Raw genomic sequence first — 11952 nt, forward strand, 5'->3', positions numbered from 1 at the left:
GCCGCCGCTGACTCAGGCCGCCGGGTCCGGCCGCCCGTCCGCTCCGGGGGATTCGAGCGGCGGGGCGGTCACCGCGCACTGCGTGTGACACTGCGGCCGGGCCGACCCGGGCGCGGGGGAGCGTACGGTCGCCCACGCCACCACGGCGCCGAGCACCAGCACCCCCGCGCACCAGGGCATCGCCCGGTCGAAGGCGGCGTCGAACTGCGCGGCCGAGCGGTAGGCGTCCGGCCCCATCCCGGCCAGCAGCGGCAGCGCCGCCACCGCCAGCAGCCCGGCCGCCCGGGCCGCGGCGTTGTTGATCCCGCTGGCCAGGCCTGCCCGGCCCGGGTCCACGGAGGCCAGTACGGTCGCGGTCAGCGGGGCCACCAGGGTGACCATGCCCGCCCCGAGCACCAGCAGCGCGGGCAGCACGTCCACCACGTACGAGGCCCCCGGCCCGACCCGCAGCATCAGCAGCATCCCCGCGGCGCACAGCAGCGGCCCCACCGTCAGCGGGAGCCGCGGCCCGATCCGCTCGCCCAGTTCCCCGGAGCGGGCGGACAGCAGCAGCATCAGCGCGGTCGTCGGCAGCAGTGCGGCCCCGGCGGCCAGCGCGGAGTACCCGGCGACCACCTGGAGCTGGAGCACCGACAGGAAGAAGAACCCGCCGAAGGCCGCGTACACGCACAGGGTGACCAGATTGACGGCGGTGAACTGGCGCGAGGCGAAGATCCCCGGCGGCACCATCGGATCCGCGCGTCGGCGCTCCAGCAGCACGAACGCCACGGCCAGGGCCACGCCGGCCACCGCCGCCCCCACCACCAGCGCCGAGCCCGACCGCGCCTCGATCAGCGCGTAGGTCACCAGCGCCAGCGCGGCCGCCCCCAGCACGGCTCCGGCCACGTCGAACCGCCCGTGCGCCCGCGGATCCCTGGATTCCGGTACGTGCCGCAGCGCGACCGGCACACAGAGCGCGGCCAGCGGCACGTTCAGCAGGAACACCCAGCGCCAGCCCGGCCCGTCCACCAGCCAGCCGCCCACGAAGGGCCCCACGGCCGCGCCCACGCCGCCGAACCCGGACCACAGTCCGACGGCCCGCGCCCGGTCCGCGGGATGCAGGGAGCCCTGGATCAGCGCGAGCGAACCGGGGGTGAGCAGCGCCCCGCCGATGCCCTGGAGGGCGCGGGAAGCGATCAGCACCCCCGCGTTCGGGGCGATGCCGCACAGCAGCGAGCCGAGGGCGAACCAGGTGACGCCGAGGACGAAGACGCGCCGCCGCCCGAAGCGGTCGCCCAGGGCCCCGCCGACCAGGATCAGTCCGGCGAGGGTGAGCAGATAGGCGTTGACGGTCCACTGGAGCACGGCGAGGTCCGCGCCCAGGTCCCGGCCGATCCGGGGCAGGGCGACATTGACGACGGTCGAGTCCAGCAGCGCCATGGACGAGCCGAGCACCGTGGCGAGCAGGATCCAGCGGCCCTGGGCCGAGGCGAGGCGCACACCGGACGGTCCGTCCGTGTCCGTGTCGGTGCCCGGGTGCGCGTCCGTGTCCATGTCTCCCAGGCTGACCCGCCGGACCCCTACGGGCCACCCGGCGGACCGGAGCGGCGCGAAAGGCCTTCACGGTGGCCGGTTCGTCACGCCCCAGCCCCCGCGCCGGTACGGGCATTCGGGTGGCAGGCGCCGACGCCGGGGCGGCGCGCCCGTACCGGCACCCGGGCCGTGGCTACCGTGACCGGACCGCCGCCGTCCAGGAATCGGAAAGCCGGGAACCGCGATGAGTCCGACGCCGCCGACACCGCAGACCGACCAGCCGAACGAGACCACCGAGCGGCCCGCGCGGGCCACGGCGGAGCTGAGGGCAGCTGCCGAAGCCGCCGCGGGACCCGCCGCCACCTGGGCGATCGGCGACCGGCACGGCACCCTCGCGGGCTCCGGGCAGGGCGACGCCCCCGTCGAGGCGGACGGCCTCGGCCCGGTCCTCGCCCTCTGGCCGGTCATCGGCACCCTGGTGGCCGAGGGCGCCCTGAGCCTGCACACCCCCCTCGCCGCCTACAGCGACGAGGCCACCGGGGGAGCCACCGCGCACCACCTGCTCACCCACGCCGCCGACCACGGCTCCTGCGCCACCCTCGGCGGGATCGCCGAACACCTCACCGGACGTCCGCTCGCCGACCTGGCCGCCACGCGCGTCTGGCACCCGCTCGGCATGGTCCGTACCGCCCTCACCGGATCCGGGCGGCTCCACTCCACCGTCGAGGACCTCAGCCGCTTCCTGCGGCACCTGCTCGCCGGCCCCGACCAGCCGCTCACCCGCGCCTGGATCACCGAATCGCTGCGGATCCGCACCGGCGAACTCACCCCCGCCCGCGGCCTGCTCTGGCACCCGGCCCCCGGCACCGACCGCAGGCAGGACACCTGGACGCACCACGGCCCGGGCGGCGCCGACCTGTGGGTCTCCCCGCTCCGCGGCCGCTGGGCACTGCTCCTCGCGCCCACCGCCGACGCCCCGGCCCGGGGCGCCTTCCGCGCGGCCGCCTTCGGCTGACCGCGCCCGGCCGCCGCGGGCCCCGGCGGCGTACGCGCTTCGGCGGCGCGCGGGCCCGAGCGGCGTACGGGCCCCGGCGGCGTTACGGGCTTCAGCCGAGCGCGGCCGACAGCCGGGCGGCCAGCTCCGCGCTCCGCCGCGGTTCCGGGTCCCGTACGCCGCGCAGGTCCGCCAGGTCGTCCAGCACCTCCTCGATCTGCCAGCCGGGCCGCCCGGGCGCCAGGAACACCGCCGTTTCCGCCGCGGCCCGCTCCCAGTCGCCCAGCGCGCACAGCACGACGATCAGGTTCCCCCGGGAGCGGACCCCGTCCACCCCGGTGCGCGCCGCCTCCCGCGCGAACATCCCGGCCGCGCGGCGCAGTCCGGGCTCCGCGTCCCGGCCCGTCAGCCGCAGGACCAGGGCGTGCTCGTAGGTGTCCCAGGCGCTGTCCGGAGCCAGGGCCAGCGCCCGGTTGAAGTCGTCCAGCGCCCGCGCCGGCCGCCCCGAGCGCCGGTGCAGCCGGCCGCGCCAGGCCAGGATCCAGGGATCCGCGGGATCCAGCGCGTGCGCCCGGTCGAGCTCGGCCAGCGCCTCCCCGGGCCGCCCCAGGCACCGCAGCGTCTCCCCGCGGCCCGCCCGGGCCCAGCCGTTCGCGGGCTCGGCTGCCAAGGCCGCGTCGAAATCGGCCAGCGCCCCGGCGTACCGCCGCATCCGCCGGTGCAAGTGCCCCCGGCGGACCAGGATCCACGGAGCGCCGGGCCGCACCCGCAGCGCCGCGTCCAGATCGGCGAGCGCCTCCTCGAAGCGGCCCAGGAACCCGAGGGTGCCCGCCCGCTGGGCCAGCGCCCACACGTACTCGGGCCGCTGCTCCAGCGAGCGGTCGAGGTCGGCCAGCGCCTCCTCGTAGCGCCGCAGACCGTGCAGCGCGGAGCCCCGCCAGGCACGGATCCAGCCGTCGTCGGGATCCCGCGCGACCGCCGCGTCGAAGTCGGCCATGGCCTGCTCCGCCCGGCCGAGGCTGCGCTGCGCCTGCGCGCGGAAGCAGAGCGTCCAGGGATCCTCGGGGTTGAGCAGCAGTGCCCGGTCGAAGTCGGCGAGCGCCTCCTCGTACCGGCCCAGGTAGTGCAGGCACTTCCCGCGCTCCAGCCGGCCGTGGGCCGCCCCGGGCTCCCGCTCCAGGAAATGGTCCAGGTCGGCGAGCGCCTCCTCGTACCGGCCCGCCAGCACATGGGTGGCGCCCCGGCCGAAGTACGCGCGCGGCGCGCCCGGATCGAGGGCGATCGCCCGGCCGTAGTCGGCCAGCGCCCACGCGTCCTGCCCGGAGTTGCGGTGCTCCCGGCCCCGGAGCGTGTGGGCCAGCGCCCGCGACGGCCCGGCCAGCCCCGGCGCGCCCAGCAGCAGCGTCAGCACCCGGACCGTGCCCCCGCCCCCGGTGTCGGCCGCCTCCCGCAGCTCCCGCCCCAGCGCGGCCAGTGCCGGATCCCCCGCGTCCTGCCCCGCCCGCTCCGCGGTCCCGGCGCCGCGGTGGGCCGCCGTGCCGCCGGGGTCACAGGCCCGCACCAGCGTGTCCAGGGCCCCCGGCAGCGCCGCGACGGGGTCCGCGCACAGCAGGTGGTACATCTCGCCGAGCCGGTGCTCGCGCCACACCGGGTCCTGCCACGGCTCCCGGGCCCCGGGCGGCCCGCCCTCCCGGGCCTCCCGCCACCGCCGCATCGCGTCGGCCAGCCGCAACTGGTCCGTGCGCCAGCGGGCGGGGGACTGGGCCCGCCGGACCCGGAGCATCGCCGCCCGCACCACGTCGTGGTAGCGGCAGCGGCCCGCCTGGTCGGTGACGAAGGACAGGCCGCGCAGCCGGCCGTACTCCGCGGCGAGGCGCTCCGGCGGCAGCGCGCCCCCGTCCACGGCCACCGCGAACACGTCCTGGTCGAGGTACAGCGGCAGCGCGCAGTCCAGGGCCGCCGCGCGGCGCAGCGGATCCGCCTCCCACTTGAGGAAACGCTCCACCGCCGTGTCGGAGGGGTCCTCCACCGCGTCCGGGTGCCCGGGCCGCGCCTGGGCCAGCAGGTCCACCAGGACCGGGAGCCGCCCGGACAGCCGCAGCACCAGGTCCACCACCGCGTCGTGGGTCACCCCGCGGGCCGCCAGCAGCGCCCGCGCCTCCTCCTCGCTGAACACGTCGAGGCCCACGGGCGCGATGAGTTCCAGGCAGTCGCCCCACCAGCGGGGGTCGAGCCGCCCCTGACCGCAGAGCACCACCTGGACGCTGACCGGCACCGGCCCGTACCGCTCGGCGATCAGCACGTCCCGCAGCCACTCGTCCAGCACGGGCGCGGTGCGCTCGTAGGTGTCGAGGAACAGCACCACCCACGGCGCCTTCCCGGCCACCGCCGCGAGGTCCGTCAGGAACGCCGGGGTGAGGACCCGGAGCGGCGAGAGCACCAGCTGGACGTCCTCACGGCTGCGCAGCCGCGCACCGAGGGCGACGCGCAGCCGCTCGGCGCCCGCCGCCACCTGCTGCGGGTCGAGGGCCCCGGCGACCGGCCCGAGGCCGGGGACCAGGCCGAGTCCCGCCACCCCGGCCCGGGCCACCAGCTCGCTGGTGACCGAGGGGCCCGCCGCTCCCGGGCCGGGCTCCTGCCCGGGCTCCGGGGCGGCCGTCTCCGCCTCGTGGCGCCGCAGGTGGTAGGTGGCGAGCAGCTTGTCGAAACCCTTGAGCGGGAATCCCTGGCGGAGCAGCTGGGCGCTGACGGCCTCCATCGCCTCCAGTACGCCGTGCACCTCGTCCCCGAGGAAGGCGGTGACCGCCCGGTGGCGCCGGGCGGCGGCCTCCCACTGGCGCAGCAGCGAGGTCTTCCCGACGCCCGCCGTGCCGTGCACGTGGAAGAGGAACTGGTACGCCGCGTCGTCGGTGAGGCGCGCGAAGTTCTCCTCGAACACCGCCAGTTCCCGGCGCCGTCCGACGAACCCGCCGCGCCGTCGCCGCTGGATCAGCTCCTGCCTGCTGACCGCCCGCTCGTTCATCGGACCTCGCCCCCGCCGCCCCGCCGCCCGCGTCCCCGTGAAGGCATGATGCCCTGCCGCGGCGGTCGCGGCAGGGCATCGGGGAGGCTGGCGCACCCAGGCGCGACCGGTGTGCGGTTACAGCACGAGCGAGAGCAGCAGGACGAACCCGAGGCCGACCACCGAGATGATGGTCTCCATCACCGACCAGGTCTTGACGGTCTGTCCGACGGTCATCCCGAAGTACTCCTTCACCAGCCAGAACCCGGCGTCGTTGACATGGCTGAAGAAGAGCGAGCCCGCGCCGATCGCCAGGACCAGCAGGGCGGTCTCGGTGGTGGACATCCCCGCGGCGAGCGGGGCGACCAGACCGGCCGCCGAGATCGTCGCCACCGTCGCCGAACCCGTCGCGAGCCGGATCGCCACCGCGATCAGCCAGGCGAGCAGCAGGGCCGGGATCGACCAGCTCTTGGAGAGGTCCAGGATCATCTGGCCGACGCCCGCGTCGATCAGCGTCTGCTTGAAACCACCACCGGCGCCCACGATCAGCAGGACGCCCGCGATCGGGGCGAGGGACTTCTCCACCGTCACCGACAGCCGGGCCTTGGTGAAGCCCGCCGCGCGGCCCAGGGTGAACATGCCCACGATGACCGCCGCGAGCAGGGCGATCAGCGGCGAGCCGATGACGTCGGTGACCTTCTGCAGCCCGTTGGCCTTGTCGTCGACCACGATGTCGACGAGCGCCTTCACCAGCATCAGGACCACCGGCAGCAGCACGGTGGCCACCGTCGCGCCGAAGCGCGGGCGGTGCTCCCGGTCGGGGGCCTCCGACGGCGCGGTGGTGAGGGCCTCGGGGGCCTGGATGTCCACCCACCGGGCGGCGTACCGGGAGAACAGCGGACCGGCGATGACCACGGTCGGTACCGCGACGAGCACACCGAGCGCGAGCGTGACGCCGAGGTTCGCGTGCAGCGCGTCGATCGCGACCAGCGGGCCGGGGTGCGGCGGGATCAGACCGTGCATCACCGACAGGCCGGCCAGTGCCGGGATGCCGATCCGCATCAGCGAGTAGTTGCCCCGCTTGGCCACCAGCAGCACCACCGGGATCAGCAGCACGATGCCGACCTCGAAGAACAGCGGGAGCCCGATCACGGACGCGATCAGCACCATGGCCCAGGGCATCGCCCGGCCCTTGGCCCGGGCGAGGATCGTGTCCACGATCTCGTCCGCGCCACCGGAGTCGGCGAGCAGCTTGCCGAGGATCGCACCGAGTGCGATCAGTACGCCGACCCCCGCGACGGTGGCGCCGAGGCCCGCGGTGAAGCTGGTGATGGTCTTGTCGAGCGGGGCGCCCGCGAAGACCCCGAGGGCCAGCGACCCGATGGTCAGCGCCAGGAAGGCGTGCATCTTGAAGCGGGTGATGAGCAGGATGATCAGGGCGATGCCCGCGAGGACGGCGGTGCCCAGCTGTGCGTTGCCCGCCGAGGTGATCGGGGCGGCGGCCGCTGCCAGAGTCTCGACGCTGAGACTGGTCACGGTGACGGTTCCTTAGCTTTCGAGGCGGGTGGGGGCGGCGAGCGGCCGCAGCGCGGCCAGTGCCCGCGCGGTGATCTCCTCGGGGGAGCCGGACACGTCGACGGCGACGCCCGGTTCGTCCTCCTGGAGGGGTTCGAGCGCGGCGAACTGCGAATCCAGCAGCGTGGTGGGCATGAAGTGCCCGGTACGGGCGGCCATCCTGCGTTCGATCAGGGGCCGCTCACCGGTGAGGTGGACGAAGACGGCGCCGGGGGCGGCGGCGCGCAGCAGGTCGCGGTAGGCGCGCTTGAGCGAGGAGGCCGAGACCACCCCGCCCCGGTCGCCGCGGCAACGGGCCCATTCGCCGATGGCGTCGAGCCACGGCCACCGGTCGGCGTCGTCCAGGGGGACGCCGGACGCCATCTTCGCGACGTTGGCCGCCGGGTGGAAGGCGTCGCCCTCCGCGTAGGGGAGCGCGAGCGCGGTGGCGAGCAACTGCCCCACGGTCGTCTTGCCCGTCCCGGCCACGCCCATCACCACGATGACGCGCGCGGTGCTCACTCCGTAGCCCATGGGGTACCTCGCTGTTCTCGGCGATGTCCTCATCGACATCTGGCAACACTCAAACCTATTAAGTAGTACTTATTCAAGGGTTCACCGGGAAAACATCACATCTTTTGCCGTACCGGGTACCCCGTACGCTTGCGCCATGACAACCGAGGGCGGTCCCGCGCAGGGACTCCACGCACATGTGCTCGACGCCCTCGGCCTCGCCATCACCGCGGGCGAGCACCCGCCGGGCAGCGTGCTGCGCACCGACGAGGTGGCCCAGGAGTTCGGCGCCTCGCGCACCGTCGTCCGCGAGGTCGTCCGGGTGCTGGAATCCATGGCGCTCGTGGAATCCCGCCGCCGGGTCGGCGTCACCGTCCGTCCGGCCGACGAGTGGAACGTCTACGACCCGCGGGTCATCCGCTGGCGCCTGGCCGGCGCCGACCGGCCCCGCCAGCTGCGCTCGCTGACCGTGCTGCGCTCCGCCGTCGAGCCCGTCGCGGCCGGGCTCGCCGCCGTACGGGCCACGCCCGAGCAGTGCGCGGCCCTCACCGAAGCGGCCCTCGGCATGGTCCGCACCTCGCGCGGACACCAGCTGGACGGCTACCTCCACCACGACGTGGCGTTCCACCGGACCGTGCTGAACGCCTCCGGCAACGAGATGTTCGCCCGCCTCGGCGATGTCGTCGCCGAGGTGCTGACCGGCCGCACCCAGCACGCGGTGATGTTCCACGACCCCGACCCGGCCGCCGTCACCCTGCACGTGCGGGTGGCCGAGGCGGTACGCGAGGGGGACGCGGCCCGGGCCGAGGCGTTGACCCGGGAGATCGCCACGGGGGCGCTGGAGGAACTGGACGTGCTCGCCCCGTAGCGCGCCGTGCAGCCCCCCACCGGCCCGCACGGCCTGACGGCCCGCCGACGCCGCCCGGGCCGGGGTGCCGTGGTCCGCGGGGGCGGTCCGGGGGAGTCCTGTGGTGGGTCACACTGTTCCCCGTGCTGGCACATGCCGATGGGTCCGAAGGCGGGCCCGCGTCCTTCGTCGGGCGACACAGTGAACTGGCCGCGCTCGAAAGCGCGTTGGTAACCCACCGGCTGGTCACCCTGACCGGGCCGGGCGGCGTCGGCAAGAGTCGCCTGGCCCGGCAGGCCCTGGCCCGGCGGACCCCGGCGCGTCCGGCCCGCGACTCCACCGGCGGGGCGGCCGACGCCGGCGGGCGGCGGGGGTTCCCCGACGGGATCCACTGGGCCGACCTGTCGCCCGTCCCCGACGAACGGCTGCTCGCCGGCACCGTCGCCGACGCCCTCGGCCTCGCCGACCACACCTCGCGGTCCCTCGTGGACGCCGTGGGGGAGTGGATCGGCGAGCGCCGCCTGCTGCTCGTACTCGACTGCTGCGAGCACCTGGTCCCCGCCGTCCGCACGCTCGTCCGCGAGTTCCTCGGCGCCGCCCCGCACCTCGTCCTGCTGCTCACCAGCCGCCAGCCCCTCGGGCTGCCCGCCGAGCACGTCCTGGAGATCGGCCCGCTCCCGCACGCCGCCGGGGCCGAGGACGCGCTCGCCCTCTTCCGCGCCCGGGCCGCCGAGGCCGCGCCCCAGACACCCACCCCCTGGTCCGAGGAACGGCTCGCCGCCGCCCGGTCCGTCTGCGTACGCCTCCAGGGGGTCCCCCTCGCGCTGGAACTCGCCGCCGCCCAGTTGACGGACCACACCGTCGAGGAACTCGCCGACCGGCTGGCCCGCCGGATCGGCGCCCTGGCCACCGGCCGCCCGGTCCAGCCGCCCCGGCACCGCGCGCTGCGCACCGCCATCGGCTGGAGCCACGAGTGGTGCGAGCCGCGCGAACGCCTGCTCTGGCTGCGGCTGTCCGTCTTCGGCGGCCCCTTCGACGAGGCGGCGGCCCGCGCCGTCTGCTCCGCCGCCCCGCTCGCCGAGGCGGACGTACCGCCGCTGCTGGCGGCCCTGGTCGCCAAGTCCGTCGTACGGCGCGGCGGCGACGGCTCGTACCGCATGCTCGACACGATCCGCGAGTACGGCGCGATGTGGCTCGCGGAGGTCGGCGAACAGGACGTCCTGCGGACCCGGCACGCCGCCCACTTCCTGGCCCTGGTGCGCCGGGCCGAACGGGACTGGCTGGGCCCGGGCCAGCGCGCCGGATACCGGCGGGTCGGCGCGGCCCACGGGGACGTCTGCGCGGCCCTGGACTTCTACCTGGCCACCGCCCCCGCACGGGCGCTCGACATGGCGGGCCGGGTCGGCTTCTTCTGGGCCTGCTGCGGCTACCTGCACGCCGCCCGCGCCTATCTGGAACGGGCCCTGGCCGCCGCGCGCCCCGAGAAGGTCACCCGCGCGGTGCGGGTGCGCGCCCTGTGGGCCCTGGGGGTCACCCTGCTGCTCCAGGGCGAGAAGGACGCCGCGCACCGGCTCGCCGTCGGCTGCGAGGCCCTGGTCATGACGCCCGGGGACGGCGGCCCCGCCGACCCCCCGGACGGGGAACCGGCCCTCGCTCTGGACGCCGCCTACCTGCTGGGCCTGAGCCACCTCCTGGCCGGCCGCCCGCTCGCGGCGCGCATCGTCGCCGAGAACGCCCTCGGCGCGGCCCCCGGCACCCCCTTCGACTCCCCGGCCCGGCTCCGCTGCCACCTCGTACGCGTCTTCGCCCTCACCGGCATGGGCTTGTTCACCGACGCCCGCGCCGAGGCCGAGCTGCTGCGCTCCGGCTGCGCCGCCCGCGAGGAGTACTGGACGCGGGCCTACGCCGACTACCAGCTCTCCCTGATCTGCCTGCTGGAGAGCCGCCCGGCCGAATCCGCCGCGCACGCCCGCGCGATGCTGGAGAGCAAGCGCGAACTGGGCGACAGCTTCGGCACCGCACTCGGCCTGGACCTGCTCGCCGCCGCCCGCGCGGCCCAGGGCGACGGCGTCGGCGCCGCCCGCGCCTACGGCACCGGCCACGCCTACTGGCAGGCGGTCGGCCATCCGCAGCGCGGCACGCCGGAACTGAAGGCCGTGCGCGAGGAGTACGAGCGCACCGCGCGCGGCGCCCTGGGCGACCGGGCGTACGAGGCCGCCTTCCTGGAAGGCGTCCGACACGGCCACGCCCTGCGCGCCCGCCCGCACCAACGCGAGACCTGACGCCCGGCCCGCCGGAGCCAAACCCAGCCCCGCCGGGCCGCCGGGCGGGTCCGCCCCCTCCGCCGGGGCCAAACCCAGCCTCGTCGGCGTTTGAGGCGCCCACCGAGAGCAGCGAATCCAGCCCCGCCGGCGATTGAGGCGCCCGAGGGACAGCCGGGCCGCAGACGCTCGATCGCCGCGCGGGCCGATGTCGCCTCCGGCGGGCCCTCAAACGCCGGGCGGCTGGATTTGCCCCCGCGGGCAGACCGACCAACCCAGCCCCGCTGTGCCGGTCCGTCCCCGTCGCCGGAGCCAATCCCAGCCTCGCCGGCGTTTGAGGCGCCGCCGGAGGCGAACCCTGCCCAGCGGGCCAGGCCCACCGGGCCGGTCACCGGGCGCCGGTTCCGGCCAACGACCCCGGCCCGCAAGCCCCGGCTTGCCGGATCCCGCTTGTCGGGGCCCGCACGCGGTGCGATCCTTCCGCCATGCCGCTCGCTCCGCGCCGCCCCGATCGTGGCCCCGCGGAGGTGAGGGAAGCGCGGCGGGCCGGGACGTCCGACCGCGCGAGCCGGGTCGGCCCCCGCTCCGGTCCAGGACCAACGATCAGTGAACGGATGCCCACGTGACGAACCCCTACACGCGCCTCGCGGTCGCGGCCGCCGAGTGGGACGACCTCCATCCCCGGCTCGCTCCCGTGGCGCTGCGCCAACTCGCCCTGCTGCTGGCGTCGTTACGGCTGGCCACCGGTGAAGTCGCCGAACGGGCCGCCCTGCTGGCCGCCCGGCTGCTCGGCGAGCAGCTGCCGGACCGGTTCCCCGGCGAGAGCCGGCTGGCCCCGGCCGCCTCCGCCCCGGCCGCCGGGCACCTCGGGTTCATCGCGGACGACCTGGCCGTCCTCGTCCTCGACGGGCACCGCATGGTCGGGCCGGTGCTGGGCGAAGTGCGCGACCGGCTGCTCGCCGCCCCGTCCGTCGGGGACGCGGAGGCGCTGGAGGGCGGCTGCGATCCGTACGCGCCGGGCCTCATCCGGCTGCGCGCGGCGGGCGGCTCCGTCCGGCTGCCCGCCTTCCAGTTCGCCGCCGACGGGCAGCCCGTCCCCGTGGTCCGCGAGGTGAACGGGCTGCTGGACGCGGACCGCGATCCCTGGGGCGCGGCCACGTGGTGGCTCTCGCCGCACGCCTGGCTGGACGAACTCCCCGTACGGCTGATCGGCACCGCCGCCGAGCCACAGCTGGTCGTGGCGGCCGGGCTGCCGACCGACGGATGACGC

General features: G+C 76.1%; 8 protein-coding genes. 4 read left to right on the forward strand and 4 right to left on the reverse strand.

The features are described 5' to 3' along the window. Positions 1-12 precede the first annotated feature (12 nt). Positions 13-1533, reverse strand: a complete 1521-nt coding sequence (locus tag OHS33_RS32485; RefSeq protein WP_330333986.1) for an MFS transporter — start codon at positions 1531-1533, stop codon at positions 13-15. A 223-nt stretch (positions 1534-1756) separates the two neighbouring features. Here OHS33_RS32485 and OHS33_RS32490 point away from each other — a divergent pair, with 223 nt between their 5' ends. Continuing rightward, positions 1757-2527 (forward strand): serine hydrolase domain-containing protein, encoded by a 771-nt coding sequence (locus tag OHS33_RS32490; RefSeq protein WP_330333987.1) that lies wholly within the window; start codon positions 1757-1759, stop codon positions 2525-2527. Between the two features lie 91 nt (positions 2528-2618). On the opposite strand, the gene OHS33_RS32495 is transcribed toward OHS33_RS32490, so the two are convergent. The 3 genes from OHS33_RS32495 to OHS33_RS32505 all read right to left on the reverse strand — a co-directional run bounded on the left by OHS33_RS32495 (position 2619) and on the right by OHS33_RS32505 (position 7583). Continuing rightward, the gene (locus tag OHS33_RS32495) at positions 2619-5528 is read right to left on the reverse strand and encodes a tetratricopeptide repeat protein (RefSeq protein ID WP_330333988.1); all 2910 of its coding nucleotides are present in this window, start codon (positions 5526-5528) and stop codon (positions 2619-2621) included. A 117-nt stretch (positions 5529-5645) separates the two neighbouring features. After that, positions 5646-7043, reverse strand: coding sequence for a GntT/GntP/DsdX family permease (locus OHS33_RS32500; protein WP_330333989.1), 1398 nt, complete (start codon positions 7041-7043; stop codon positions 5646-5648). A 12-nt stretch (positions 7044-7055) separates the two neighbouring features. Further along, the gene (locus OHS33_RS32505; protein WP_330333990.1) at positions 7056-7583 is read right to left on the reverse strand and encodes a gluconokinase; all 528 of its coding nucleotides are present in this window, start codon (positions 7581-7583) and stop codon (positions 7056-7058) included. A gap of 148 nt (positions 7584-7731) precedes the next feature. On the opposite strand from OHS33_RS32505, the gene OHS33_RS32510 reads away from it, so the two are divergent. From OHS33_RS32510 to OHS33_RS32520, 3 genes are all read left to right on the forward strand, one after another. Then, the gene (locus OHS33_RS32510; protein WP_330333991.1) at positions 7732-8442 is read left to right on the forward strand and encodes a FadR/GntR family transcriptional regulator; all 711 of its coding nucleotides are present in this window, start codon (positions 7732-7734) and stop codon (positions 8440-8442) included. Positions 8443-8564: 122 nt separating this feature from the next. Further along, positions 8565-10703: an ATP-binding protein gene (locus tag OHS33_RS32515; RefSeq protein WP_330333992.1), complete on the forward strand. Its 2139-nt coding sequence runs from the start codon at positions 8565-8567 to the stop codon at positions 10701-10703. 601 nt (positions 10704-11304) lie between these two features. Further along, the gene (locus OHS33_RS32520; protein WP_330333993.1) at positions 11305-11949 is read left to right on the forward strand and encodes a hypothetical protein; all 645 of its coding nucleotides are present in this window, start codon (positions 11305-11307) and stop codon (positions 11947-11949) included. Positions 11950-11952 lie beyond the last annotated feature (3 nt).

The organism is Streptomyces sp. NBC_00536 (assembly GCF_036346295.1).
Lineage (GTDB): Bacteria > Actinomycetota > Actinomycetes > Streptomycetales > Streptomycetaceae > Streptomyces.